The sequence below is a fragment of the Metabacillus endolithicus genome, from assembly GCF_023078335.1.
Classification (GTDB): Bacteria; Bacillota; Bacilli; order Bacillales; family Bacillaceae; genus Metabacillus; species Metabacillus endolithicus.
In genome coordinates, this window is record NZ_CP095551.1 from 108,282 (window position 1) to 134,708 (window position 26,427).

Sequence of the window (26,427 nt, forward strand, 5' to 3'; positions counted from 1 at the left end):
TGTAAATTTTAAAAATACTGCAACTAGGAAGTTACGATTTATGAGAAATGACACATTAAAATTAATTGCTATTTTATCGATGTTAACAGACCATATTGGTCTAATCTTTTTCCCTCAAATTGAGTTTTTAAGAGTAGTAGGTAGAATAGCTTTTCCTTTATTCGCCTTTGGGATAGCTGTTGGATCTTACTACACAAAGAGTATCAAGAAATATGCAATTAGACTGTTTGTATTTGCATTGATTTCAACGGTCCCACACTATCTTGTTATAAATAATATGCAATTTAATATACTGTTTACGTTTTTAGTGTCTGTTATAGGCATTGCCTTTCTGAAGGAAGAGAAAAAGCTTTATGGATTATTATGGCTACTAGCAGTTCCAATAATTTTGCCTTTAGAATACGGTCTATATGGGGTGTGGGTACCAGTTTTATTTTATCTTTTTAGACAAAAAAAAATGATCCAACTTTTACTTTTTGCGTTGGTAACCATCTTTTTTTGTTTATTTTATAGTACTTGGATTCAATTATTTGCTGTTCCATTTTTATTATTAATATTTTGGAAGCCGGGTTTCCAATTAAACCTTCCCAAATATCTCTTTTATTTATTTTATCCGCTTCACTTAATACTACTTGGAATTTTCTTGTGGTTTTTCTGAGCTTTCAATGATGAGTATAGAATCTATGCGACAGTTAAAATATGAACATAATTTTTCAAGTAATCTCCTTGGATAGCGCTCCATATCATCATTGTAAAGTCGTCTTACTACCTCATATTGTTCTTCTATATCGACGGACAGTTGACGTATTGACAAAGAAGCTGCATTTTTCTCGTTGTATTCTTTTACTAAATTAGCTAAATTGGATCGTATTTGAACCATTATTGTAAGCACCATCCATCTACTATTTCTTATCATGATAATATTACGTTGTGTAGTTAGTATTGTCGACTAACTATATTAGTCACTGTTTAGGTTTTTGTTAAATTAATCTATTTAATTATTTGAAAGAAATGTCCTTGGGAGTGAATCCTTTATAAGAAAGGAATGAGTCTTTTTAGTGAATCCGACTTTTTATCTATTCGATTTCATTACTTATGGATTATAAAAATAGTAAAATATTGATAAGGGTAATAAAACCAATTCTTTTAATAAATGGTATATTAGCTTCAGATTTTAAAGACAGGAGAATACACATGAAAATATCAAAAGGAAAATCACTAATGTTGACTTGCTTACTGTCAAGCTCAATAATCTTAGCACCTAATGCATCAGCCGCTTCATCCAGTTCCCAAAAAGCAGTTACGCTTGGTAACGAGTTAACAACTCAACTTAATGAATTTAATAGAATTATCAGTTCAGGTAACATAGCTATTATCAATATGCAGTATGATTCTTTATCTAATAAGATTAAGCAGACTGAAGCAGCAATCGGAAAAGTAAGCGGTAGTTCAAATCGAAGATCTCTTCTTGAAAAATACGTAAAAAATGCCAAAATCGCAAGAGAACGAGTTATATATGAAGTCTCTCAATTCCGCTTCTTGGATAAAATAGATAGGGAAATATCAAATGGAAACACTAGCGGTGTTTCTTCTGAATTAGCTAAACTCAAAAGGCTAAAAGAACGAGCAAAAAATATAAAGGCTGCTGGAGGTTACAGTCCACTTCCTAAATTAATATCTACTTCTTTAACTGATTGGGAAGAGGATTTAAGAAGCTATAAAAATACACTAAAAGAAAACACAGTTAAAATAAATGAAGTTGAGCCTAACGATGATAAAGATTCAGCAATGGCCATTAGCTCTGGTGTTGTTATTAATGGATTATTGGTAGAAGGTCAAGATGATATTTATTCAATTAACGTTGAAAGTAGTGGAGAAGTTCGTGTAAATATACATAATGATGATGTTAAGTTTAAAGTATATGACGAAAATGGAATGGCTGTTCTAGATAGTCTTTATAGAAGAGGGGAGTTTGAGGCAGAGAAAGGTACCTATTACGTTGAACTCTATAATAATCGTTTATATAGAGAGGATCAGGTTGCATACCAATTAAAAGTTACATATCCATCATCAAAAAATAATCAGTCTAATGATACATTACAAACTGCAACTAATATTAATAATGGTATGTCATACTCGGATACAATTGATACACTGGGTGATATTGATTATTACAAGCTAGACGTAAAAGGACCAGGTCAGATTGAAGTATTTAAAGATTGGAATAGTGAAGACACCGAGATTACTATTCGAAATCAATTCGGTACAATATTAGAATCAAATTATCTTCATGACGAAATAGCTTTTAATGCTGAATCAGCTGGAACATATTATATAACTGTTGAAGAAGATCAGAATTCTTATTCATCTTCTAAACCATATAGAATTAAGGTATCATTTCCTTCAAATAAAACATATTTTAATAGCGAATTTGAAAGTAATGAATCATTTGCAAATGCAATGCCTATATTAACAAATGTACTATATAACAACAATGTAAAAAACTATTGGGATGATGACATTTTTACAGTTAATCTGAAACAAGGCGATGCATTTTTATATGGTGATGACACTGCCATTAGTGTATATGACAAGTATGGAACTTTAATTGGGAAGAAATTAAGTTTTTCCTCTACAGATAAGATTGAAATCCCTCTAAATGATATCTACTATATTAGTGTAGATGCAGAATACTATCCTGCTAATGTAAAATTTAGGATAGTGAATTAATCTTACAAAACTAAGAGGAAATTAGTGAACCAAGCACCGACTCAACTATTAAAAGAAAATCGGTGCTTGATATTAGGTTTTAATAATTTAATGAAGAATTAAATCTTCATTATTGAAGTAGATATTGGATTAAATTCATACCGTTAATTTGTATAAATGGTGACAGAGTAATTGCAGTTAATACTATTCCCCAGAATACTAATTTTAATGGTCTTTCTATTACGTACCATACAGTTTCCATTTTACATAACCCCTCTTTAGATATAGAATAATTAAGTTATATTTTACTAAAAGGTATTAGAGATTACATATTAAGATTATGTTACGTCCCTCTATTTTAATATTAATTTTGGGTTGAAGGGAGCAAAAATATGAAAGCTATTGCAATTGATATAAAGCATAGTGTTTTTAATAACGATACAGAAGCAATAATGTACGTTATAAAAGATAATGAAGTTGAACCCCCAGAATATATATTTTCTATTCCTGTCATTACCTTTTCATGGTCAGCTGTTAGTGAAGATGATATAAAGTTTGGCTTTTACAATGTCTTTGGAGATAAAGATAAGGAAAAGAGATTATTAAATGAAATGAAAAAAGCAATTAGAACAATAGAAGGCAGATAATTTTTTCTTAACATCCTCTCTTCGAGAGGAATAAAATTTAAATATAGCATTGGAGGATACAATATGTTTTCCAAGAATAGTACGGTAAAGATTGTTTATAGTTACAAGTCAGGAATTCTTAAGTTTAAATTCCCATATCTTAATACTAACAAGATAGCAGACGAAAAGACGAATGAAATTGCTATGGACTATTGTAATGTAGAAATACACATGACTAAAAATGAACTAAACGATCAAAGAATGGTAACAGTATTTCTAATAGAAGCAAAAGAGAGTTATTCTGTAACAAACTTTGTAGAGCATATTGCCACTAATATAAGAAATACTTACATTAAACCTATGTTTGTTAACTATGAAGAGATTTCTGAATATCTAACGAATGATATAAAATGGATTCAAGTTGATTATTATCCTGAATTAGGTGCTATGGAAGTTGATATGCATTGGGATGAAAAGAGACATCGTTATAATTCTCCTGCTTGGAATACATGTGACGAAGCTGCTATTCTTGACTATATCGGTACAAAAAAAGAAAAGTATTGATAATATAGGTAAGGATTAGACCCTTTATAAAATTTAAAAATAATTCAAATGTTCACATATGGCATTGCATATGGTCTCAATTCTGTTATCATATTAACTAATTAAATATACTAAAAGGCGGAACACGCAAATAGCTCTTGGAATACAGAGTCGTTTGCGTGTTTTCTTTTTTTATAAAGGGAGGAAATTTACTATGATAATTTTAGAAGAAGCAAAGGACTTATTTGTAAAATTAATGCAGAAGAATAGCAAAGAAAGAGAGTGGGAAATGGCTATGTTTTATTCCAGTGTTTAAATATGAGAGATCCAAGAACAGGGGACCATAGCTTACTTGTAGCGTACTACTCATATAAAATGGGCCAGATATTAAACTTAAATAAGGAACAACTCTTCCTAGCTGGTTTGTTGCATGATATAGGAAAAATTGAAATGAGCGATGAAGTACTTAAAACAGATAAAAAACTTTCAAAAGTTGAGCGAAAACAACTAAAAAACCACGTGTTACAAGGTGTCTTTTTACTAAGTGAAATGGAATTCGATTCAAATATTATTGAGTTCTGTTCACAACATCACGAAAGAATTGACGGAAGCGGATACCCGCTAGGAATTAAACATGGAAAATTATCACTAATTGGGCGTATAGCAAATGTTACTGATGTCTTCAGTGCCTTAACAGCCAAGAGAAAATATAATCATGATGATTCATACTCTACACTGGAATCACTTAAATTAATGGAAGCCTCAACAGGCTTTCGATCCAGGTGCACTCTCCGTTTTATCAATGGTAGTTCAGTCTGATAGCAAAATTAAGCAATTTGCATAAAAACGAGAGGAATAAATGTATGAAAGCAGTAAAATATAGTCTATTTCTTATTGTTTTTATGTTTCTATATGGATGTAGTAACAATACAAGCTTGTCCTCAACAATAGAAAGTCTCGGCACCTCGATTACTCCTATATCTCTTCCCGAAAATGTTCATGTTGAACGAGTCATTGACGGTGATACTATTGAATTTCGTACTGGTGATGGCACACTACACGTTGGGCGACTATTATGTATAAACGCACCAGAGTACACGAAAACTAGGCAACCTTATGGTAAAGAAGCTACTCTTTTCTTAAGGAATCTAATCGAAGATAAAGATATTGAAATTGAATATGACATTGATATTATAGATAAATATGATAGAAAATTAATACATGTTAAATTTAATGGTCAAAGTGTACAGGAGCTGCTCCTTAAAGAAGGATTAGTAAGAGTTGCATATCTTTATAACGATTATAAGTATATTGATAAGTACAGAGAGGCTGAGCAGGTTGCTACTAATAAACAAATAAATATTTGGTCCAAAGAAAAGTATGTGGACAGCAATAATGGATTTGATATAGAAGCCTATAACGGATATTAATATTTAACCTGATTTTATCAATTTATAGCCCTTTTTCGGGGCTTTTTTTCGAAAAGGTTGTTAAGTAACAATATATATTTTATAAAATCATGAGCAGAATATAAAGATCTGTATTTATATGTAGTGTAGCTTTAAAAGAAAGTAGTACCGTTTTAAAGAAGATTATACCGGAAAATCCCTTGTGTTTTACCTTTAATCTTCAAGAATAGGGTCATTTAATTGAATATTATTTTAAAACATAAGAATCAGTATTGACGGTTTAAATATATTTTCATTCTTTGTGGTGAAGCCATGATTTTTGCGATACATATGGCTAACAGGTCAGTTTAGATCGGAGTTATCAATTGCCGAAAACATTATTCTATTCCCGACAAAGAAAAAACCCAATGCAATATCATTGGGTTTAAACATTGGTAAAACGCGTTCGCCAGGTAACGGAGTCCATGTGGCCCCACCTGAACAGCAAACTTCGGTTGACCAATAGAGCTTAGAGGGCGACTAGTTCTGCGAGCTTAGCCGCTACGTCTGCCATTGGCTCTTCAGCAGTGTCCAGGCCGCTTCGCGATCCGAGCAAGGGACTGACTTCGCGGAGAGCTTCATACGTTGTCCCATGCACAATCGGAACGAGCCGATCACGTGCGAGGAGTGCTGAAAGTTCTTTGTCAGCGATACCCTCTTTTGGGAGGCGGCGTAGTAACTCAGGGGTAACCAGCACAATCCCAACTCGAGAGTTCGCTAAGCCTTTGTCGATGGTGCGCATCAACGGCTGACCGAGGCCAACATCTTTCTCGCTGAACCAGACGGAAACACCAAGTGACTGAAGCAAATCGTGCAGCTCCTTGGCTGCCCCCTTCCGGTCGTCCCACGCATGGCAGAGGAAGACGTCTCGAAGGTCAGGCAGTTTTTCTGCCAGGTCTTCAACGCTTTTGCGGACCGGTGTAAGTGCCTGAACTTCTGCAGGCGTGTACAATATGGACGAACCTGCTCCTGACCAGCGTGGTTTTACACTGCGGACCGAACCTCCGCTGCTGCTACGACCGCCCCCACTTGTCCTTGACGGGGAAAAAGATGAATGCGAGTACGAGGGTGAATACGAGTACGAAGTGTAGCCGCGAGAACGCCCTCTGCATGCTGGACAGTTTTCTGCGGCACTCGCGGAGCTATGTCCCCTTACTGGAGCCGTGCATCTAACCATGTTTCTACCTCCCTAATTGAATGTATAATACTGACAAATTATATCACATTTCTCCAGAAAATTACATATAATATAGGAGGCCATACCTTTCATCATGGAAAGCATGTAACTGTTGTCTTAAAAGTCTATGGGTTATACCTTTCCTGTAAAAATTGAACTCAGGACATTTGATGTTTAACAAAGAGAACTAATATGCATAATTCTTTTATTTTTATCCATACCACGCTAACGGGAAATGTTAGTTTAACGAGCAACAGGCTGTAGTCACTATCTTGATCATCCATTATCGGGGGCGGATGAAAAATGCCATCGAATGAAAGGGAAATGATGAATACTGATTTAAAAAAAGTTGCAGTTGCAATACCTTTTTTAAGAGAACAAGGATTTAAAGGCTCATTACCTCACTTTAGAAGAAAGAATGAAACTAACATAGATTTAATTACTTTTCAATTTAACAAATGGGGAGGCTCATTTGTAGTTGAATTAGCGATTTGTACAATAGAAGGTGTAACAACACATTGGGGAGAGTACATTCCGCCAAACAAAGTTACTGCCCATGATATAAACGAAAGATTTAGGTTAGGAGCCAAATCAATAGATGAAGACGGTATATGGTTTGATTTTGAAAATGCAAAATCAGTAGTAGATTTTGAGAAAGTTGCATCCATTGTTGTAGATTTATTAAATGTATCTGACCGTTCGTGGATTTCCAAGTTCTTCAAGTAAACGCAATCTTCAGCAATTGAAAGCGCCTTTAATGAATAAGGAAAGGCCTTATGTAAGTCAAGGAATGATTGTTTATAGTTGTTTGTAAAGTATTTTCAGTTAGTATTATCTTTTTCATGATGCCCTTCAGTTAATTTATGAACATAAAGTGGATAGTTATAGGAAATATTATAGACTTTTTTCTATATAGAGTGAGGTGATTACATGAAATATACTTGTCCTTGTTGTGGATATAAAACGTTGGATGAAGAGCCAACAGATACATATGCAATTTGTAAAATATGCTTTTGGGAAGACTATGGTGTACAATTTCGAGATCCAGATTACCAGGGTGGAGCAAATGATGTTTCATTAAGGCAAGCACAAGAAAACTTTATTCAATTCGGTGCATGCTCAGAATTCTGTATTGATTCTGTTAGAAAACCAAAACGAGAATGATATAAAAGACCCTAACTGGAAACCATTATAGGAGTTATTAGCACTCCAATGTTCGATCTTCCACAATAGAAGCGCGTTTATTGAAACGCGTCTTTTTTACGAAAAAAAAGATTGAGTTGAACGAGTGGCTTTGAAATAATTGGTATTGAGGAATAGGGCTGCATTTTCCGAAAAAATTATTTTTACTAGGTAATATTTTGGGAAGGAGTAAATCCGGTGATAAAGACATATTGGAAAACTTTTGCGGTTATTGCATTGTTAATTGCCGTTTGTTGGTTTACATATAAACAAATCACAGATGACACTTATGACGGGGTGTCCATAATTCCAGAACACCACAAAGATATTCCTCTGTTTGAGGGATTGAAACCAACTGAACATCAATATGTGGTTAAAGGAAATAAATGGACTGATATTTATAATTTTTATTTAAAAGAGCTACCTGCCTTGGGGTGGAAAGTTGAATATGAGGATTCTGCTCTTAATGATGGCGATACTGAAAATGATTGGTCAGGGTTTTATTCCCGATGGAGAAAAGAAGGATTTGACGGTGAGTTATGGATATCAGCAAACTACAATCAATTTGATGAACAAACAGAGGTCATCTTTGACAAAACACCTCTATATAATTCAACAACCTGGATTGAAGAAACTCCAAAAAATATCTGTATTTATCAGAATCAAAATGATGAAAAATGTTCTGAAATAGAAGAAAAATCTAAGGTAGAGAAAATCGTAAGATTTATAAATGATGCAATTGATTGGGATAAGGAAGTATTATCTAGTGAAAAAACAAGTGTCATAGAATTAGGAAATACAGAAATAAAGGTTTTTTATGAAGATGGCAAAGAAATATATTTTCAATCAGAAAAAGGTACAAAATTGATGAAACCAGACCCTGATTTCTTTAAACTTACAAATCTTTAATAATAATTGATTTATTCCATTAAAGGGCGCAAATGTGTAAAATATTTTCGTCTTTTTTAAGTAGACAGCCTTTTAGAATAAGGTTTTATACATAATTACATATTGATGGACATTCCTTATATAAGGGGGGATTACATTGAAGAGAGTATATTTTTGGCTGTTAGGTTTACTTTGTATATTCATTCTTACAGTTATGTTTGTAGATTTTTATTCCAAAGAACCTGAACAAGTTTACTCCGAGACAAACAAAGCATCTGAAACGTTGCGAAAGAGTATTTTAGAGGGGTTAAAAGATTACAAAGAAGTGACTGATGTTTTGCCAAACTTTACTGAAACAATGGCTACTTTTACGATTTTTACAACATTAAAAGAAACTGATGAAGGCTCTGAGAGTAAAGCTGAAGAAATTAAAAATAAAGTGGATGATATAGTGTCTTCCAAAAATATTGAAGTTGCTTACGCAAATTACTTTATAACCGTAACTAATATAGAAGGAGAAAATCTGTTAGCAAGAAGTTTGGACACTTCGTTTGATAAACAAATTAAAGGTTTTGGTAAAAAGCTTACGAATCAAGTCCCTGAAAACTATAGTAAGAAAAATGCCATAGAAAACGGTGATATTCTACCTGGATTCATTACTGAAACTCAGAGAAGAAGAATTAATGAGTTTATTAGTAATGTAAATAATAATAAATCAGATTTTATTCGATTCGTTCGGTTCCCTTCACCTAATAGGCCCCATAATTACAGAGTTTCAATTTAATGGTGAACTTATTTACTATCGAGAGGATAGCACCAGAGTTAACAGAGACAACCGAATAGACCAAGATGAAGAGGTTATACAAGTCCAGGAGGAAAAAGTAAAAGAAGATTACTGTAAGAAACTAGTTAAGGATTCAATAATGTCATATATAACAGATTGTTACAAAAATGATGTGATTGAGTTTTGATGACTATATATTCTAATGGTTGAATCTTAACTAATTTATAAAACAATGTTAAAAAATATAGTGTAGGTGCTCATATAACTACCTCACTTTTTTTAGTTTTATATTTCTTTTTATGTCACTTCAAGGAAATAGTATAGGATTAATCTTCAGCATTCGAAGCGCATGAGAAGAAGATGAGAATGTGTAACAGCGGCAGCTCTTCGATAGAGCAGAAGAGTAATTAGCTAACTTTTAGACATTACTGGAGATCCTTATGAAGGTCTGATCCTACTTGGAGTTGAAGAAGGAATTGTAACAGACGTATTTTGAACCAGCCTATTCAACAATAAAAGCGCAAATGTTTAATAACATTTGCGCTTTGTTAATTAGAAGAGGGAGATAGGTTAGATCAAGGAAAGATTAAGAGGTTGTGAAAAATACTTGGCAGTTCTATAAGAATTCACACAATACTAGGGGTTATTTTACCAATAGAACATTGTGAAATATAGGGTATGATTATCTTAATATGTTTTATTGCTAGCTGGGGGAGAACGGAATAAATGAAAAAAATATTAAAACTTGTTATTTTTGTTTCTTTATTATTTATTTCATTAGGGAGTTATGGGGTTTATTGGGCATTTTTTGATATGAATAGATTACCAACAGGAGAATTTCTATCAAAGAAAACTTCACCTGATGGAAAATATACCTTAAATGCATATGTTGTCAATGGAGGTGCAACAACATCTTATGCTGTTCGTGGTGAATTAGTTTTTAATGAAAAAAATAATAAAACTAAAAATATATATTGGAATGATAGAGAAGAAATTGCAAATATTACTTGGACTGACAATGATACAGTTATGATTAACGGACAAGCATTAGATGTACCGCATCAAAAATTTGATTTTAGACATCAGTAACGATCTATACAATTAAGGGTGGGAGACATTTTTTAATAAAGACTTTCTTAATTATTGAAAGATAAGGTGAGATTCATGAAGCTTTATAAAGGTATAACAGGTTTTTATGAGCAGCAAAATGAAACTTCCAGAAGTGGACGGCAGACATTTTAAACATCTGTGTTTTAGCCTTATCCATGTCAACGGAGGATCTGTTTTGAAATTTAATGAACCTCAAGAATCTAACTTTTTTAAAGTAGAAGTAAATGCATTAAATAAACATAATTATATTCTACTTAATGCACATTATCCTTTATTAGCGTTTGCATCTATTGTTCAATTCGATCAAATTAAATTCATTGACGATTCGCTATTATATGATCTGTTTAGGCCATATTATCAAATATTAAATACCGAAGAACTTAATAAGCCATTATCACAGTTTGAAAATGAACTTTACAGTGCTGAATTGAAACAAGTAGCATTTTGGAAGCCTAATAGGATTGGAGATATTATTTTCAATCATTGGGATTAAGTATATTTGATAAATTAAAAATTTCTTTTAATAGGAATTCTATTGTTAATATTCCACAAACGAAGCGCGTATGTGCAACAAGGATTCGGGTTAGGTACTGCCCTGTTTCTATGAGGCAGTTTTAGTATATGAAGGTGATGAACATGGACCGATAAAAATTAGAGTCAATAGAACGACATTATTTATAAATGATAGTAACAATATAGTAGGAGAAATCTACATTGAAAAGAACGGACGCAGCTTCTTCCCAGAAGAAAAGTGGACTGATTTTGTTGTTGTTATCCTATCTTGGTGGACGAAAAAACTTCGTTATTTTGAGTATGCAAAAGTTGGTGAAAAAACAGAATTTGACTTTATGGATGGTCCTCTTTTGTTGAGATTAAAAAAAGTAAATGAGCACGAAGTTAATTTAATAGGTATAAAGAGAAATTTAATTAACGATGAAATGCTATTTGAAGCACAAACTCAATTTGATGATTTAAAAATGAACTTAGTAAAGGTATCTAAGTCGGTTATTGGATATGCAAAGTTAAAGGGTTGGGAAGATAATGAGTTAGTAAATCTTCATAATGAGATAAAATCCTTGTTCAAATAACGGGAGCTTTAGTTCAAGTGCGATCTTCAGCAATCGAAAGCGCCTTTATGGAACAAGGAGACGATAGGAGGTTATGTAAGTGAAGATGTAGAATAACTAATGGTAGAGAAATGAATGGGGGTATTCATATTATTAAAATAATAAATTTAGGAATTACATTCATACTATTAATAATAATAAATTGGGGAATTACAAAGATCTTTGATATAAACTTTGTTGATGCATCTTTTTATGTTGGATTAATCGGTATTGTTTTTGCACTTTTAACAAATTCATCAGGTGGCTTTATTAGTGATTTAAACATGTCTGTGCAAGGCGAAACAGGAATTAAAATCAATAAAGAAGAGAAAAAGTTTCAACCATCATTTATCCTTATCGCATCAATTTTCTATTTAGTAGGAGCTATAGTTGCTACGCTTATTGTATATAAAGAATACTTTTAGGTCAGTAATTGTCTTCAACAATAGAAAGCACAATTCTGTAATTACGATGGGCACTGATCCAATAGGATTAGTGCCTGTTTCTTTTGAAATAATGAACTGAACAGTTTAAGAATACTAATGTTGTTTCATTCACCTGTTACTTGAAAAACTGCTCTATTATACAGCCGGATGCTTTCGGAGAAATTTTGATATTTTGGATCAAAAAACTGCCCCTTTTTGTGTTCTATTATAAATTATACTAGCTCAATTAATCACCTAATAAAGTAGGTAAGTTCCATTCCCTACAGGTTTCCTCTTATAAATGGTAAATTTATAAATTTACCCCAAAAGGTTTTAAATACATTAACAATTATAGGAGGTGTCCATTGAAGATATGGAATCTCTTCTGGGATATTTCCTCACCTACATGGATTATTTCGCGCGCAGCAGTTTCATAAATACTAAGGAACTTCCTTAATTGATACCTGAGCTTGGAAAGGTAAACATAGACATTGGTGTTTTTATGATATTCGTCCTTTATATATAAAATTATATCGTGAAAAGATATACATTGAAATATATATCCTAGTAAGATATAATTTAAAAAATGTTACTATACCTATTGATTTTATAGGAATTAAATTTAGGAGGAGAAAAAATGACAAAAAGTGTGCCACACGGGGGAAGACTTGTTGACCAGGTTATAGAAGATCCTGTTCAGAAAGACTTGTTATTAAAGGCAACAAATCAAATGGTGAAAATTACCGTAGATAATGCAACTTTAAATGATATCCATTGTATTGGCATTGGGGCATTTTCACCAATTAACGGATTTATGAAGGAAGAAGATTATTTAAGTGTAGTAACAAACATGCGCTTAAAATCAGGTTTGATTTGGAGTATTCCAATTACATTAGCAATAACTGAGGAACAAAGTGAAAAGATTCCTTTAGGTGATTCAGTTGCATTACAGACAGATGATGGAATAATTGTTGCTGTACTTAAGGTAGAGGATAAATACGTACCTGATAAGCAATTAGAATCAATAAATGTATATAAAACAACAGAAATAAGTCACCCAGGCGTAAAGAGAGTTATAGAACGACCAAATGTTTATGTTGGTGGGGAAATTCAAGTATTAGAAACACCCGATGGAGAACCATTTCAATCTTTTTTTTCAAACCGAATGAAACGAGAGAACAGTTCCGTGATAAAGGATGGAAAACAGTTGTCGGTTTCCAAACTAGAAATCCAGTGCATAGAGCTCATGAGTACATCCAGAAAACAGCATTGGAAGTTGTAGATGGTTTGTTTCTTAATCCATTAGTCGGAGAAACCAAATCAGATGATATTCCAGCTGACATAAGAATGGAAAGTTACCAAGTTTTATTAAAAAATTATTATCCATCTAACCGTAGTATGCTAGGCATCTTTCCAGCTGCAATGCGTTATGCTGGACCTAGAGAGGCTGTATACCATGCCATGATACGTAAAAATTACGGGTGTACTCACTTTATTGTAGGGCGTGATCATGCAGGAGTTGGTAATTATTATGGTACATATGAGGCACAAGAAATTTTTAGTCAGTTTACAAAGGAAGAACTGGGAATCGAACTATTCTTCTTTGAACATAGTTTTTATTGTGGAAAATGTGAGGCAATGGCATCTAATAAAACATGTCCACACAATGATGAGGATAGAGTCATTTTATCTGGAACAAAGGTTAGAAGAATGTTAGCAGACGGAATTATGCCTCCTTCGGAATTTTCTCGTCCTGAGGTAGTCAAGGTTTTGATTAATGGATTAAAAGAAAAACATAAGGTACTATAATATAAAAATTGGGGGAGATTTTATTCATGGAAGAAACAACTAATAATAATTTACGTGTTGTAAATTCAATTACCGAATTAATTGGTTCAACCCCTTTAGTTAAACTCAATCGTATGGTCGAAGCAGAAAGTGCAAATGTTTATTTAAAATTAGAATACTATAACCCGGGAAGTAGTGTGAAGGATCGTATTGGAAAAGCTATGATTGAAGCAGCTGAGAAAAATGGTGATTTAAAACCGGGAGGAACTATTATTGAGCCCACTAGTGGAAATACTGGTATTGGATTAGCAATGGTTGCAGCAGCCAAAGGATATAAAATTGTTGTTGTAATGCCAGAAACAATGAGTGTTGAACGACGCAATTTGTTGCTTGCCTATGGGGCTGAATTAGTTCTTACTCCTGGTTCAGACGGCATGAAAGGGGCAATCAAAAAAGCAGAAGAAATATCTGAAGAAAATGGGTATTTTATGCCACAACAATTTAAAAATATGGCTAATCCACAGGTTCATCACGATACAACAGGACCTGAACTTGTGGAACAGGGAGAAATGATTGGAGGAATTGATGCTTTTGTATCTGGGGTTGGAACTGGCGGTACCATTTCAGGGGCAGGACCTGTACTCAAGGGAAAATACCCAAATATGAAGGTGATTGCTGTGGAACCAGCCACTTCTGCCATTTTGTCAGGTAGCAAACCTGGGCCCCATAAAATTCAAGGATTAGGTGCAGGATTCATCCCTGGTACGCTTAACACATCTGCTTATGATGACGTAATAACGGTTGAAGATCAGCAGGCCTATGAAACATCAAGATCTGTTGCAAAGAAGGAAGGAATTCTAGGTGGTATTTCTTCAGGTGCTGCTATTTATGCTGCCTTAAAACTAGCTAAGAAACTAGGAAAAGGCAAAAATATAGTTGCGATTATACCAAGTAACGGTGAAAGGTATTTAAGTACACCTTTATATCAATTTGAAGAAAAGTAAAAAAACATTTTGAACAAACCAAATTATATCCCTCTTATCAGTTCTAACAGGGAGTGATTTGGTTTGTTTTTAGTTAATTGGAATTAATGGGGTTTTTAGAGTGAGTAGGGAACAGTACATACCTATGGTAAAACTCTGTTTGAAACATATTAGCGAATGTCGTAATAGTTTGTCATAATAATGCAAATTTTGCCCATCCTTAACATTAATGCAATCTTGCTTTAGATCACTAGGAACAGGTATTCCCACCCAACCAATTATCAGATTAATGCTATCTAATTCTGAAAATAAATTGAAATAGGTTTCTTCACGAGCTATTTGGATATAAGTAATTATGATAAACTTGGATGTTTGGGTATGAGAGTCTATTACCAGGGATGCACTAATTGGATAACGTGGTTACTGCCACATAAATTATTATAAATGTTGGGCATGAATGGGAAATTACACTTTTAATATTTATTTAAATCTATAAAGTAAATTGCAAATTTTAAAAATCCCCTCATATATATAAATGATGTCTATATGAGGGAGAGATACGTTTGAAATATGATATTACAAGAGATTATATAAGTCATGGCAATTCGCGTTCTGGTGAAAAGATAAACGACGTTAAGTTTATAGTGAGTCATGACACTGGAAATCCTGGTGCAAGTGCTTATGCTAATCGAAATTACTTTGACAGAGTCCAACCGTCTGCATCAGCTCACACGTTTATCGATGATAAGTACATCTTAGAAATAATTCCTACAGATGAAAAGGCATGGCATGTTCGATATGGAGTAGAGAAAGATGATGCATTATATGGTGAAGATGCAAATGATGCTGCCATTGGAGTTGAACTAACATATGGAGGGGATATAGACTTTTGGGAGGCTTACAGGAGATATGTGTGGTACCATGCTTACCTAGTTGAAAAGTATAACCTTAATCCTAGAACAGACATCATTGCGCACAGTTCTTTAGATCCCTCAAGAAGAACAGATCCACAAAATGCTCTTAATAGGTACGGAATCTCATGGAACGAATTTATTGATGATGTTGTACAGGCGACTGAGAAGTATTTTAAAGGCAAAGATTTTCCAGAACCTGTCGTAAAGGGAGTATCTGTCAGATTACCATTAGATATAGGTGATGAAGGTCCTTTTGTAAGAGATATACAAAAGGATCTAATTAAAGCCGGTATTGGCTTGCCAATTTATGGCGCTGATGGCATATATGGATCAGAAACAAAACGCGCAGTTATGAGGTTTCAGAAAAAATATGATTTGCTTGTCGATGGACTTGTTGGACCAAATACATTAAATAAGTTAAAAGAAGTAACTTCATCAAGTCGGAATATAAATGAATTTCCTTTACCTAATGGAATTTTATCACGGGGAGATGAGGGTCCCAAGGTGAAGCAATTACAAAGGGCTTTAAAAGAAATAAATTTTGATCCAAAATATATAGATGGAATATACGGGCCGTTAACAGAAGATGCGGTGAGAAGATTTCAATCAATGTACGCTGCTTTAGTAAACGATGGTATTTATGGTCCAAACACGAGGCAGTATATAGAAATGGAACTGGAGGAAAATGGTTAACTAAAATCTCCAAGACGAATTTCACTTATTGGTTATTAACCGTAACGAGTGTAAGAATAAACCATAATATATATAGTGAAAAATTTTTTTGAGGGAGGTGGGATAATTTTAAACTTGTTACCCATAACCTTGATTTTTATCTGTTCAGCCTGTGCATGGTTTATTCCATCAGAACAAATTCATACTCAGTTTCCCTCTTTAGAGGTTTTTGGAAAAATGGGAACCGTGTTATCAGCTATATTATTCTTTATAATATGTGCAATTAATTTACTATTTAAAGCATAAATAATTGGATCGAAATTGTTCGTTCAAAAACGTCATCCAAAGTGATGACGTTTTTGAAATTCATATATAATGATTTTAGGGAATTTAAGAAAAGTGTTTATCTTATCATTAATCCTTAATTATTACATAAAATTGGTCCTTATAATTTTTCAGTTCAACTTTCATTCATCTCCCCTATAATTGTTATATTCCTTGAGTGCATCGATTACTTCCTGTTGTCTTTCTTTAACTAGTTTATAGTTTGTATCTAAGGAATAAACACTGGGTGCCTGAGGTAAACCTGCTAATATTGTAGCTTCATCGAAACTAAGCTTAGATGGGTCTTTCCCAAAGTAATTTTCACTGGCTTCCTTGATACCGTAGTTTCCGTCCCCGTAATATATAATATTAACGTAAAGCTCTAAAATTTGATCCTTGGTATATGTCCCCTCAAGGTCAAATGCTACTAATAATTCGGCGATTTTTCTAATGAATGTTTGATTATCACTAAAGTATAGGTTTTTTGCTACTTGTTGTGTTATGGTACTACCACCTTGTTTTATTTCATTTTCTTTTAAGTTTATAATAGCTGCCCTAACAAGTGAAATAATATCGAACGCTCCATGTTCATAAAAACGGTGATCCTCAATTGAGATAATTGCATCGGTGAAAAGGGGGCTAACATCTTCTAGAGGAACATAATCTTTATCCTTTTTAATTATCTCAACCTTTTCTCCCAATGTTACCTCACCAATGACTTCTTTATATTTGTAATAGCCTAATAACCCAATTACTATTACGTATACTAAAAGAATACCTAACCCAAAACTTATTACTCTTCCAATAATTTTTAGCACCGTCAATCCCCGTGTTAATTTTGACATATATTTATAGTATATCAAATCAAGGGGAAGCCCGTTATAATTTAAGCGAAATACTCTATCGTTTAATGGTATTATAAGTGCTTTTGGGGAAAGTAGTATGTATTTTCAACGTAGTATCATAAAGAGTGATTTTTTAAACGGCGAGAGGGAGTTGATGTGAAAAAGAAAGAAAAAACACCTCAGTTCCTATTTGGAAAGATCCATATCGGAGGTGCTTTTTTGTTTGGAACAAAAAATGTCTATGCCATTGAATAATTACAAAATTAAAGTGGGTTAAAGCAGTGTTTAAAATGGAAATTTTTAGTACCTGTATGCACTTTCGCAAGTGTTTGCCCTTGGTTCGTAATAACAGTGCTGTTTATATTGACCCGCAAATGGCTGATTGTACCATGTCGGTGGACATTCACCAGTGGGATTAAAATACCATAGAGCATACTTTGAAGGATGTTGTCTCCAAAACTTTACTACGTCTCGAGCCAATTTTCTCTCCACATCTCTTGCTGGTCTGTAAAATAAACTTCCTTTTTGTACTGCTTCAAAAGAGTAATTACCGCCTTGTATTTGGAAAATTACATCTCGTATAGATCTTAAACCTTTAAAATCTAAACAATCAACCACCGCTCGATTTACAATGACATTTCCAACCATAAGCATTCCAAGCCGACCCTCACCGACAGCCTCTGCATGCATCATCCTTGCGATTAAATCAATGTCCTTATCGGTGTATCTTACTCTAGTCACTATCATCACCTCTTTAACAATTTTATGTAAAAGTTATAGAAAAATGTTAGTCTTATTAACTTGATCTTTTAGGTCTGTTTTATTTTAACAACACATATTTTTCCATGTAACTGACCCCCAGGTCCTACTTTAAAAAGAGCAGTAAGAAAAACAACACTTATTTTTCTAAATTAAATTGTTTAACATTGCTAAATAGGAGGACAATTAGACCAAATCTTATAACAGTACGCAATTGTCCAGATTAGATATTGTAGGGCGTAAAAAGGGAGTTTGGTTAATATTAACCAAACTCCCTTTTTGTGTATTTAACCTTATCTGTTTTTTTGTGCATCAATATATGCTCCAACAATTCTATTAGCTATCCTTTTATTTATAGCGTCTTGATCAGTTCCCGCCCATGGTACAACAACACTAAATGAAATCTTAGGATTATCTGATGGGTAGTAACCGACAAAATTAAGATTATTTGTTTTATATCCCCAGTATTTCCTTTTTGGTCCGTAATATAACGTCTGTGAAGTACCTGTTTTTCCGGCTACACTATAATCAAAATATCCCTTTGCTGTTCCTGAGGAGACAACAAGTTTAAAGCCTTGTTGTACTCTTTCTATATCTTCCTTTGTGTTATTTACCTTATTAAGGATAATCGGATCTTTATCAACTACTACTGTTCCAAGACCTTTTCCCATGGTCGGTTCATGTATACTAGTTACGACTCTAGGTTGAACCCTATAACCACCATTTGCTATAGTTGATACATACTGAGCGAGTTGAAGTGGTGTATATGTGTCAAATTGTCCTATTGCAATATCAAGTAATTTTCCTGGACTATCGGGTTCGTTCGTTAACCCGTCTGACTCGTTTGGTAAATCAATACCTGTTAATACTCCTAATCCAAATTGCGCAAAGTAGTTCCTTAACTTCTGAAAGTCCTCTGCTGAAGCATTAAAAGTTCCGTTGTGCTTGTAAGTGATATCTGCGATATTCATTGCAGTATGGAACATATAGACATTTGATGATAGCCTAAGAGCATCCAAATCTGAGACTGGACCAAGTGGGCGATATGATCCTTTTGTTGGGGTTCCACTAAAATCTAGTGGACGATCTAAATATACCTGACCATGTTTCATACCATCTTGATACCCAGCAAGTACAGTTGCACCTTTTATTGTTGAGCCAGCTTCATACTGTGTTGTAAATGTCCCGTAAGCAAAGTCTAGAAATTTCCCATTATGTTTCATTTGTTTTCCTGCCATCGCTAATATATCTCCTTGAAAAGGGTCCATTATAACGACAAATGCACGATCCATTAAGAAATTTGCAGGATCTTTACTTGCTTTTACTAGTTCATCTTTAATGATATCTTGGACTTTATTTTGTAGTTTTATGTCAAAAGAAAGCTTAAGATCATGACCTCTTTCCCCTTGTTTATATAGTTCTGTTGAGATTGTTCTATCATTACTTGAAACATACTTTATAATTTTTTTTTGTGGGTTTAAGTAATCCTCATACTGAAACTCAAGATAGCTTTTACCAACTCGATCATTTCTTGAATAATCTCTAACTAAATAATATTCTTCACGAGATTGAAGAATACCCTGCTGAGATGAACTAACATCTCCAAAAATTGTTCTTAATGATTCATAGGGATAATATCTTTTCCAGTTAGTTATAAGATTGATACCAGGGAGCTTTGATAAATTTTCGGCAACCCTCGCCATCTCTGCCTTTGATAGATTAAAAGACTTTACGAGTTGTGGTTCATACTCATAACCTGAGGAAAAACATGTGTACAAAAAGGCTAATTCCATTTCAGTATCACTTTTTTTTATAGCTTGGATTACTTCTTTAGAAATTCGGTCCAATTGTAACTGGTACGTTTTAGTTGGCTTAAAATTCAACTCTTCTTTAGATAATAATTCCTTTGCCTTTACTGGATTGGAGGCTAACCAATAATCCTTTATATCACGATCTTTTAGTTCCTTCTTTAAATAGCTAGTTTCGAAGTCTATATATTCTGCTAGTCTTTCGGCAGTTTTCAATTTTTTTTCAGTATTTGTTTCTTTCGTAGCAGTATATGTTATTGCAGGTACTCCGACGTTTCCAACGACGATACGATTGTAGCGGTCATACATTTTTCCGCGTGGTACAGGGAGACTTGAGAAATCCGATTCCGTTTCACTAACCTTCTCCCTATATTCCTCACCATGAACGATTTGAATAACCCCAAGACGTATGATAAGTATTACAAATAATATGAAAACGAAAAGGAACAGTACATTCACTCGGAAATTCCTCGCGTTTTTCATACCTTTTAGTGTTGTTCTAGTGTTTTTCTCAACTTCCAAACTAACATCTCCTTTAGTAACCTCAGTCAGAAACTAGAATAAAAGTCATCTTTCTACGAGGACTTTTACTTTATAACATACAACACTTGTTCTTGATTTGTAAAAAATCCTGTTTAGAAAACTATTAGCTTAATTATGGAATATTTATGAATATTTGTGATTATTTCTAAATACAGATTCTTAATAAGAAGAGGGAAATTTATGAAATATGACACTACAAGGGTCTATATAAAAGCTACGATTATTGAAAATCTGGTGAAAAACTTGGTGTTGTATTTCATCGTAATACGATATTAATTGAAAATTATATCTTAATAAGATATAATTTTTTTAAATAAGTTCCTACAGATTTTGTGAGGATTAAATAAGGTCTGTACCTAATGGAAGCGAGAATCTTTTTGAGGAGTAAATTAAAAGATCATTGTTGTTTTCCAAACTGCAGTAGATGGCTTATTGCCTAGTCCTTTAGAGGGGTACTTAATCAAAAAGTCATTGACCTAATATTGAAGGTATGTATAGTTTTTATGCCATGATCTTAAGATTCAAAGGGGCTTTTTTGTAAAAGGAAGTTTACCCTTTTATTAACGGATTTAACATGACCAACTGCGCTTAATGCTTAAGATTCTAGGTTAGTTAGGACGTCTCAAATGTACTAACTAACCATGAAGGCCAGTACTTTTCGGTTTATAGGGTTTTTAGAATGGTTCGTAAAAGGTGTCTGGATAAAAAAATATATCCTTAAGTTACTTTAACGCACTGTGATGGGGTGGAGGTAATAGATTGAAATGTTTTGCATGTAATTTAACCTTTGAATTGAATACAAAAATTGTACTAACAGAGGAGTCTGTAGTCCTTCATAACACTTGTGCGATTGAAGTCCCAGTAAATATTAAATTTAAAGGTTTGTACGTAGAAATTCTTAATAGTGATACAGATAGCTGCGACTGACCTACTTCTTGGTATGACTACCAATTATTTTCAACTTTTTACATACCAAAGTAAAGAAATATACTTTCTTCTTAATCATTTCGTTCCCCCTATTCCTTTTAGTCTATTATATTCAGGAATTTCATAAAGGGCAGCCTAATTTATTCAAATTAGTCACGGGTACATAAACTTTAAAGAGTTAAGACAATCTTATGTATTTTTGGGGGAATAGTCTTACTTTGAGCAAACTATTATTACAATAAATAAATTGTAATTACTCTATCCCTGGATGTTCATACATTCCGTCTTATATTAAAATAACGTCTTAATTTCAGTTAAGAACTAACAGCAGTAAACTTTCAGGACTCCCCCTTAATCTCTTTTGCATAGTGGTCTTGCAAGAATCTTATTCGATTAATCTCTTCAAGATGGATTTCTGATAGTTTTTCTAGTTTATCTCTTCCTAACTCAGTAACTTCAATTAGGACACTTCTTCCATCTAAAGGATTCTTTCTCCGGGTAACCAAACCAGTTTGTTCACATCTATCTATTAAGCCAACACATGCATGGTGTGTAATTTGTAATCGCTGGGATAGTTCTCCAGGTGTTGCATAATTCCTATCTGGGAAACCCATTACAGTCAACAACAATTGATGCTGCTGTGGTGTTATCCCGATTTCTCGCGCAGCGGATTCACTGAAGTTTAAGAATTTCCGTAGTTGATACCTAAACTCGGATAGAAAGACGAAAGTATCTTTTGACACTGAGTTTTCCTTCATTTAGCAGTCAACCTTTCTAAATTGAATTTGAGGTTTATTTCTTATCGAATATAACTATCTAGAGTGGAAAGTTTTAGGTATTAGATAGTCTAATAAATATGATTTTATCATACTAGGGTACAAGTAAGCCAAATACTTAAAACTAACCTATAATACAGAAAGGTTACAAAGGGGGTTCGTTCTAACGAAGGTGCGGCATTTCAGCTTAAGATTCTTGGTGCTAATTGTAATAAGATTATCAAAAATGAAATATAGAGGTCATATTCTTATATAAAGGGAGGTCGGAGTGTGGATAGAGAGATCTTAAAAGGTAGTGTAGACATTCTTTTCTTAGTTCTTCTAACAAAGAAAGACATGTATGGTTATGAAATGGCACATTTGTTAGATCTAAACAGCAACTCACTTTACAGAATGAGTGAGGGGACATTATATGGGGCTTTGAGGCGGCTAGAAACAAGAGGTTTAATTAGCTCATATGTTCCAGATTCAAAAGGAAGTATTAAAAGATATTACCACATAACGTCTAATGGAAGAAAGGAGCTTGAACATAAACTTACTAATTGGGAACTTCTTTGTGATCTAATTAGGAAAAGTCATGAATGGAGTAAATCAGTTGAACGTTAACAGAAACCTAGACACATTGATCAATTCTTTAACAGGAGTTCGATAATCCTCTTAACCCTGTCTGTCATTTGTTATTAAAGTTCAAAAATGAGTGTACTTACTCTGTAATAATATATGATCAAATTGACCAAAAAATCAATCCACACACACTAGTCAATGTGAAAAAATTGCTAATTACCTAGTTCATAGGTTTATGAAGATCCTAACCTATTATTGAGAACTTCTATATATAAACAAATTATCTCTGAGGGTAAAATTAATTTCTACAAAATAAATGATAAATAGGTGATAAGTTTGCTCTACCTGCTATTGATGTTTCTTATATGTTTTCCCTTGATTACTGTTTTTACACGGAGGAAAATTTACATAAAAACGTCTACTATGGCTGCAGTAATGGCAGTAGGAATCATCACACAGGGGGTTTTTACTAATTACTTTAGTTTTGTTGATACAAATATTTTTGGCAAACTTTTAAGTGCTTTTACTATTTCGTTATGGGCTTCGTTCTTATTTTCATTGGTCTTAGCCTTTAGAGATAGACAATTTATAAACATCCACTATGATAATCCAATTAATCGCTTTGGTATTGGAACGTGGGTCGCTAGTACTTCGGTTTGTAGTATTTTAATAAGTAATAATTTTCCAGAACGGCTTCAATTAGTTAAGTACGTTACTATCCTAAACGTAATTCTATGGATGACCTACATCATAATAAGTATAATTGCCCTTAGAGACATACATAGATTGGAATTGACAAATAAGGTTCATGGAATTCTTTTATTAACCACTGTAAGTACACAATCCATTGTCCTGCTATTGAATACTGTTTTTAAAGAAAAAGTGGCCTTTTATATAAATATTTCCTTATTATTAGTAGGGACACTATTTTATATTATATGCGCAATTTTAATTCTAAACCGATATTTAAAAAGTTATAAAAGTTTAAACATTGAAGATGAATGGCAAAATACGAATTGTATTTTGCATGGAGCAGTATCAATTACCGGTCTAGCTTGTATCCTTTCAAATGCGTTTGATGATTTAATGATTACGTTATTATGGGTGATCGCGGCTTCTGTCTTTCTTGTTGTCGAATTAGTTGAGATTTATAGATTATTTAAGCGTATTAAACGATTCGGAATTTGGGATGGGCTTATTTATTTATGATGTTACACAGTGGAGCCGCATTTTTACATTTGGAATGTTTTATGCCCTAACATTTAGAAGTTATACAGGGGTAGGTTCCTATTCACAAGTTCAAAAACTTGTAATCAGTGTAGGTGTTTGGGTAATTCTTTTACTTATAATTTTCGAGTTCATTTTAAGCATTAGGGGGATCATTAATTTATCAGTTAAGGATACAAGACAGAGCAAGAAAGTGGTAGACCGTTAGATATTATTAGCGATCTTTTTGAAGGGTCTTATCCAATTTGGAACAGAAAAGGGAATTGTACAGACGTTATTTAAACAGCTTTTTCAACAATAAAAAAATACTAGAGTTTGAAAAACAACTGTTTTAGTTTAATTAGTAGCCTTCTTAATATGACTTAAAAGGGCAGACACATCTGTAAAAAAGCTTTACGTTCGTGAACTGTTGCCCTAGCCTCATTTCAATAAATGCTCATAAAAAAAGACCCTGTAGATGAATTTTGCTCTACAGGATACAACTAAACAAGGGTGTGTGTTCTTTGAATTAACTAGTTTATCACAAAGGACTTTTATCGTGAGTTGTTGGTTTAATATACCCCCTTAAGATGGGTGTTATTGATTGGTGTATTTGACTCCTATTCAACACATGCATTAAGAATATAAAAGCTTCAATAACTAATAACAAGATAAGGATATATAAACCAATATTAATAATTGCAGTTTTAAGTAAATAAAACTCAACATGTTTTTGAGGTAACTCTAGATTTATTGTAAATAAATAAAGGGTACCGAATGTAAAGTTACGTGCCCATTGGGAAACATGATAGCATCCAATTGCTTTTTGAAAAGAATACTTTGAAAGACGGGAAAACATTCTGCTGATTTCAATTCCTTCAACAAGAAAAAACATAGTCAATGCTAGCAGCCATATATAAAAAATTATAGTGTTGTTAATTGTTCCTGAACTAATTGCAGCTATTCCAGAAATAGAAATGGCTCCGTGGATAATACAATTTGTGTTAAGCCAATGGTCGGATAAATTCCAGGTATAGAAGATATATCTTTTAAGAATAAAAGAAAAATTAATAATATATAGAATGATACCGATAAAGATTAATAGTTTAGTAAGTTCATAGAAAAAGTGATTATTAAAAAGACGTCCATAAACAATAACTAATGATTGTGTACTAACTGTAGATAAAAATAACACTCCATGAATCTTATCGAAATATTTCGATTTTAATATGACATAATAGCACTGAATACAAATGAATAAGTAAAATAGCCAAAGACCACCACTTAAAAGTGAAATGGTTATATATACGAATTTATATTCAGGGAACTGTTTGTAAAACAATAAGCACAATATAGATGTTCCTGCAATCCATGTGCCTATTGCAAAACTCTGAACTGGGTGGGTGATATAACGCCTACGAAAAGTTCCTTTAAAAACTGTTTTAATAAAAGAGAAAAAGAGTGAAAACCATGCTATAAGTAGAGCAATGTCAGCCGTATACAATGGAATTTGGCTAAAATTTGTGAACCTGCTTGTAAACCCAATACAGAAGATCCCTGTTGCCATTATAAGGGCCCCATTGGCAGGGTCAATACGCTTTTTCTGAAAAATAGGTAAGAATAGTAATATTAGTGTAAATAATATGGGAAAAAACATTCTTTGCAATAAGTACACCTTCTCACATTGATTTACTTGGTTTAAAACGATAAAGAAATATGTATGAAACATCTTCTGAAGAGAATTTAATTATAACATAATAATAAAAATGAAAAGATAAATTTGCAAAAAAAAAGAACTCTGATTGAATTGATTTAAACTGCTTCTCATACAGAAGTTGAGATCCATATAAAACAAATGTCTTGATTAAGAATACTATCGATAATTGGAACTTTGAGAGCCGTACTAATGTGACATAACCGATTTTTTTAAACCAATCAATTACAAAATATGTAAAAAAGGAATCAACAAGAAGGTTTATAAAAAAGTATAACTTAAATTTACCGTACGTGTATTTTAATACCCAAAGAGAACCGATAAAAAACGGTCCTATTATCAAGGGAAGTTCCACAATAAAATTACGTTTTATGTTTGAAGGGAACCACCACCATTTTTTCTTTTCAGCATATCTCCCTTCCGCCATTAGATATATACACATACTAATCGCGGAAGGGAAATATCTTTTGAAATATTTTAACCCAACTAAAGGTAATGAAAGCCAAGGTAAAAGAATCATTAGAATATTGAAAGTCTTAGTTAATTTCATTATTTTACATCCTTTAGAATTTTACATCTTTATTGTTGCTAAGTTTGGTAATTATA

The 26,427-nt window shown here is 33.1% G+C and carries 27 protein-coding genes and 3 pseudogenes; 21 read left to right on the forward strand and 9 right to left on the reverse strand.

Translation table 11 applies throughout. The features are described from left to right. Window positions 1-40 precede the first annotated feature (40 nt). Entirely contained in the window at window positions 41-658 is a 618-nt protein-coding gene (locus tag MVE64_RS26510) for a TraX family protein (protein ID WP_247347704.1), read from the forward strand. Here MVE64_RS26510 and MVE64_RS26515 read toward each other — a convergent pair. Further along, complete coding sequence (locus MVE64_RS26515; protein ID WP_425594029.1) at window positions 629-916, reverse strand: helix-turn-helix domain-containing protein; 288 nt, start codon at window positions 914-916, stop codon at window positions 629-631. The genes MVE64_RS26510 and MVE64_RS26515 overlap by 30 nt on opposite strands. A gap of 278 nt (window positions 917-1,194) precedes the next feature. Here MVE64_RS26515 and MVE64_RS26520 point away from each other — a divergent pair, with 278 nt between their 5' ends. Next, window positions 1,195-2,730, forward strand: coding sequence for a hypothetical protein (locus MVE64_RS26520; protein WP_247347709.1), 1,536 nt, complete (start codon window positions 1,195-1,197; stop codon window positions 2,728-2,730). 109 nt (window positions 2,731-2,839) lie between these two features. Here the strand turns inward: MVE64_RS26520 and MVE64_RS27680 are convergent, their stop codons facing one another. Further along, window positions 2,840-2,971 carry a hypothetical protein gene (locus MVE64_RS27680; protein ID WP_281730527.1) on the reverse strand — a complete coding sequence of 44 codons (132 nt, stop codon included), beginning with the start codon at window positions 2,969-2,971 and terminating at the stop codon, window positions 2,840-2,842. A 130-nt stretch (window positions 2,972-3,101) separates the two neighbouring features. Here MVE64_RS27680 and MVE64_RS26525 point away from each other — a divergent pair, with 130 nt between their 5' ends. The 4 genes from MVE64_RS26525 (at window position 3,102) to MVE64_RS26540 (ending at window position 5,308) form a co-directional block, all read left to right on the forward strand. After that, a complete protein-coding gene (locus MVE64_RS26525; RefSeq protein WP_247347711.1) occupies window positions 3,102-3,356 on the forward strand; it encodes a hypothetical protein in 255 nt (84 codons plus the stop codon). Between the two features lie 63 nt (window positions 3,357-3,419). Beyond that, window positions 3,420-3,899: a hypothetical protein gene (locus MVE64_RS26530; RefSeq protein WP_247347712.1), complete on the forward strand. Its 480-nt coding sequence runs from the start codon at window positions 3,420-3,422 to the stop codon at window positions 3,897-3,899. A gap of 297 nt (window positions 3,900-4,196) precedes the next feature. Continuing rightward, window positions 4,197-4,697, forward strand: coding sequence for an HD-GYP domain-containing protein (locus MVE64_RS26535; RefSeq protein WP_247347714.1), 501 nt, complete (start codon window positions 4,197-4,199; stop codon window positions 4,695-4,697). Window positions 4,698-4,741: 44 nt separating this feature from the next. Continuing rightward, window positions 4,742-5,308: a thermonuclease family protein gene (locus tag MVE64_RS26540; protein ID WP_247347716.1), complete on the forward strand. Its 567-nt coding sequence runs from the start codon at window positions 4,742-4,744 to the stop codon at window positions 5,306-5,308. 487 nt (window positions 5,309-5,795) lie between these two features. Here the strand turns inward: MVE64_RS26540 and MVE64_RS26545 are convergent, their stop codons facing one another. Next, window positions 5,796-6,503 carry a toll/interleukin-1 receptor domain-containing protein gene (locus MVE64_RS26545; RefSeq protein ID WP_247347718.1) on the reverse strand — a complete coding sequence of 236 codons (708 nt, stop codon included), beginning with the start codon at window positions 6,501-6,503 and terminating at the stop codon, window positions 5,796-5,798. A gap of 303 nt (window positions 6,504-6,806) precedes the next feature. Between MVE64_RS26545 and MVE64_RS26550 the strand changes: the two genes are divergently transcribed. The 12 genes and pseudogenes from MVE64_RS26550 (at window position 6,807) to MVE64_RS26605 (ending at window position 16,376) form a co-directional block, all read left to right on the forward strand. After that, window positions 6,807-7,229 carry a DUF4304 domain-containing protein gene (locus tag MVE64_RS26550; RefSeq protein ID WP_247347719.1) on the forward strand — a complete coding sequence of 141 codons (423 nt, stop codon included), beginning with the start codon at window positions 6,807-6,809 and terminating at the stop codon, window positions 7,227-7,229. 204 nt (window positions 7,230-7,433) lie between these two features. Beyond that, a pseudogene (locus MVE64_RS26555) lies at window positions 7,434-7,698 on the forward strand (CPCC family cysteine-rich protein). A gap of 185 nt (window positions 7,699-7,883) precedes the next feature. After that, window positions 7,884-8,594 carry a hypothetical protein gene (locus MVE64_RS26560; protein ID WP_247347721.1) on the forward strand — a complete coding sequence of 237 codons (711 nt, stop codon included), beginning with the start codon at window positions 7,884-7,886 and terminating at the stop codon, window positions 8,592-8,594. Window positions 8,595-8,730: 136 nt separating this feature from the next. After that, complete coding sequence (locus MVE64_RS26565) at window positions 8,731-9,357, forward strand: hypothetical protein (protein WP_247347723.1); 627 nt, start codon at window positions 8,731-8,733, stop codon at window positions 9,355-9,357. A gap of 726 nt (window positions 9,358-10,083) precedes the next feature. Beyond that, a complete protein-coding gene (locus tag MVE64_RS26570) occupies window positions 10,084-10,446 on the forward strand; it encodes a DUF5412 domain-containing protein (protein WP_247347725.1) in 363 nt (120 codons plus the stop codon). A gap of 106 nt (window positions 10,447-10,552) precedes the next feature. Next, the gene (locus MVE64_RS26575; protein ID WP_247347726.1) at window positions 10,553-10,960 is read left to right on the forward strand and encodes a hypothetical protein; all 408 of its coding nucleotides are present in this window, start codon (window positions 10,553-10,555) and stop codon (window positions 10,958-10,960) included. Window positions 10,961-11,330: 370 nt separating this feature from the next. Further along, the gene (locus MVE64_RS26580) at window positions 11,331-11,555 is read left to right on the forward strand and encodes a hypothetical protein (RefSeq protein WP_247347728.1); all 225 of its coding nucleotides are present in this window, start codon (window positions 11,331-11,333) and stop codon (window positions 11,553-11,555) included. Window positions 11,556-11,665: 110 nt separating this feature from the next. Beyond that, window positions 11,666-11,998, forward strand: coding sequence for a hypothetical protein (locus MVE64_RS26585; RefSeq protein ID WP_247347730.1), 333 nt, complete (start codon window positions 11,666-11,668; stop codon window positions 11,996-11,998). A gap of 637 nt (window positions 11,999-12,635) precedes the next feature. Beyond that, window positions 12,636-13,807 (forward strand): annotated as a pseudogene (gene sat, locus MVE64_RS26590) (sulfate adenylyltransferase). A gap of 26 nt (window positions 13,808-13,833) precedes the next feature. After that, window positions 13,834-14,790, forward strand: coding sequence for a cysteine synthase A (cysK, locus tag MVE64_RS26595; protein WP_247347732.1), 957 nt, complete (start codon window positions 13,834-13,836; stop codon window positions 14,788-14,790). 542 nt (window positions 14,791-15,332) lie between these two features. Beyond that, window positions 15,333-15,833 (forward strand): annotated as a pseudogene (locus MVE64_RS26600) (peptidoglycan recognition protein family protein); the annotation flags it as partial. Between the two features lie 147 nt (window positions 15,834-15,980). After that, entirely contained in the window at window positions 15,981-16,376 is a 396-nt protein-coding gene (locus MVE64_RS26605; RefSeq protein WP_247347738.1) for a peptidoglycan-binding domain-containing protein, read from the forward strand. A gap of 446 nt (window positions 16,377-16,822) precedes the next feature. On the opposite strand, the gene MVE64_RS26610 is transcribed toward MVE64_RS26605, so the two are convergent. The 3 genes from MVE64_RS26610 to MVE64_RS26620 form a co-directional block, all read right to left on the reverse strand. Then, a complete protein-coding gene (locus tag MVE64_RS26610) occupies window positions 16,823-17,497 on the reverse strand; it encodes a transglycosylase domain-containing protein (RefSeq protein WP_247347294.1) in 675 nt (224 codons plus the stop codon). A 327-nt stretch (window positions 17,498-17,824) separates the two neighbouring features. Continuing rightward, a complete protein-coding gene (locus tag MVE64_RS26615) occupies window positions 17,825-18,265 on the reverse strand; it encodes a cell wall hydrolase (RefSeq protein ID WP_247347295.1) in 441 nt (146 codons plus the stop codon). A gap of 311 nt (window positions 18,266-18,576) precedes the next feature. Then, complete coding sequence (locus MVE64_RS26620; protein ID WP_379053258.1) at window positions 18,577-20,613, reverse strand: peptidoglycan D,D-transpeptidase FtsI family protein; 2,037 nt, start codon at window positions 20,611-20,613, stop codon at window positions 18,577-18,579. A 780-nt stretch (window positions 20,614-21,393) separates the two neighbouring features. Between MVE64_RS26620 and MVE64_RS26625 the strand changes: the two genes are divergently transcribed. Continuing rightward, entirely contained in the window at window positions 21,394-21,561 is a 168-nt protein-coding gene (locus MVE64_RS26625; RefSeq protein ID WP_247347296.1) for a hypothetical protein, read from the forward strand. Between the two features lie 338 nt (window positions 21,562-21,899). Here MVE64_RS26625 and MVE64_RS26630 read toward each other — a convergent pair whose 3' ends face one another. Then, window positions 21,900-22,319 carry a MarR family winged helix-turn-helix transcriptional regulator gene (locus MVE64_RS26630; RefSeq protein WP_247347297.1) on the reverse strand — a complete coding sequence of 140 codons (420 nt, stop codon included), beginning with the start codon at window positions 22,317-22,319 and terminating at the stop codon, window positions 21,900-21,902. Between the two features lie 288 nt (window positions 22,320-22,607). Between MVE64_RS26630 and MVE64_RS26635 the strand changes: the two genes are divergently transcribed. Beyond that, window positions 22,608-22,943, forward strand: coding sequence for a PadR family transcriptional regulator (locus tag MVE64_RS26635; protein WP_247347299.1), 336 nt, complete (start codon window positions 22,608-22,610; stop codon window positions 22,941-22,943). Between the two features lie 381 nt (window positions 22,944-23,324). After that, window positions 23,325-24,110 (forward strand): TDT family transporter, encoded by a 786-nt coding sequence (locus MVE64_RS26640; RefSeq protein WP_247347301.1) that lies wholly within the window; start codon window positions 23,325-23,327, stop codon window positions 24,108-24,110. A 538-nt stretch (window positions 24,111-24,648) separates the two neighbouring features. On the opposite strand, the gene MVE64_RS26645 is transcribed toward MVE64_RS26640, so the two are convergent. Beyond that, window positions 24,649-25,674 (reverse strand): SLAC1 family transporter, encoded by a 1,026-nt coding sequence (locus MVE64_RS26645; RefSeq protein WP_247347303.1) that lies wholly within the window; start codon window positions 25,672-25,674, stop codon window positions 24,649-24,651. A 112-nt stretch (window positions 25,675-25,786) separates the two neighbouring features. Further along, the gene (locus MVE64_RS26650) at window positions 25,787-26,371 is read right to left on the reverse strand and encodes a hypothetical protein (RefSeq protein WP_247347304.1); all 585 of its coding nucleotides are present in this window, start codon (window positions 26,369-26,371) and stop codon (window positions 25,787-25,789) included. Window positions 26,372-26,427 lie beyond the last annotated feature (56 nt).

Coding starts and splice junctions, on each gene's coding strand:
- MVE64_RS26550 (WP_247347719.1), top strand. CDS start 6,807: ATGCCATCGAATGAAAGGGAAATGATGAATACTGATTTAAAAAAAGTT.
- MVE64_RS26530 (WP_247347712.1), top strand. CDS start 3,420: ATGTTTTCCAAGAATAGTACGGTAAAGATTGTTTATAGTTACAAGTCA.
- cysK (WP_247347732.1), top strand. CDS start 13,834: ATGGAAGAAACAACTAATAATAATTTACGTGTTGTAAATTCAATTACC.
- MVE64_RS26520 (WP_247347709.1), top strand. CDS start 1,195: ATGAAAATATCAAAAGGAAAATCACTAATGTTGACTTGCTTACTGTCA.
- MVE64_RS26510 (WP_247347704.1), top strand. CDS start 41: ATGAGAAATGACACATTAAAATTAATTGCTATTTTATCGATGTTAACA.
- MVE64_RS26545 (WP_247347718.1), bottom strand. CDS start 6,503: ATGGTTAGATGCACGGCTCCAGTAAGGGGACATAGCTCCGCGAGTGCC.
- MVE64_RS26630 (WP_247347297.1), bottom strand. CDS start 22,319: ATGAAGGAAAACTCAGTGTCAAAAGATACTTTCGTCTTTCTATCCGAG.
- MVE64_RS26540 (WP_247347716.1), top strand. CDS start 4,742: ATGAAAGCAGTAAAATATAGTCTATTTCTTATTGTTTTTATGTTTCTA.
- MVE64_RS26645 (WP_247347303.1), bottom strand. CDS start 25,674: ATGGCAACAGGGATCTTCTGTATTGGGTTTACAAGCAGGTTCACAAAT.
- MVE64_RS27680 (WP_281730527.1), bottom strand. CDS start 2,971: ATGGAAACTGTATGGTACGTAATAGAAAGACCATTAAAATTAGTATTC.
- MVE64_RS26525 (WP_247347711.1), top strand. CDS start 3,102: ATGAAAGCTATTGCAATTGATATAAAGCATAGTGTTTTTAATAACGAT.
- MVE64_RS26650 (WP_247347304.1), bottom strand. CDS start 26,371: ATGAAATTAACTAAGACTTTCAATATTCTAATGATTCTTTTACCTTGG.
- MVE64_RS26570 (WP_247347725.1), top strand. CDS start 10,084: ATGAAAAAAATATTAAAACTTGTTATTTTTGTTTCTTTATTATTTATT.
- MVE64_RS26640 (WP_247347301.1), top strand. CDS start 23,325: ATGGCTGCAGTAATGGCAGTAGGAATCATCACACAGGGGGTTTTTACT.
- MVE64_RS26575 (WP_247347726.1), top strand. CDS start 10,553: ATGAGCAGCAAAATGAAACTTCCAGAAGTGGACGGCAGACATTTTAAA.
- MVE64_RS26535 (WP_247347714.1), top strand. CDS start 4,197: ATGAGAGATCCAAGAACAGGGGACCATAGCTTACTTGTAGCGTACTAC.
- MVE64_RS26585 (WP_247347730.1), top strand. CDS start 11,666: ATGAATGGGGGTATTCATATTATTAAAATAATAAATTTAGGAATTACA.
- MVE64_RS26515 (WP_425594029.1), bottom strand. CDS start 916: ATGATAAGAAATAGTAGATGGATGGTGCTTACAATAATGGTTCAAATA.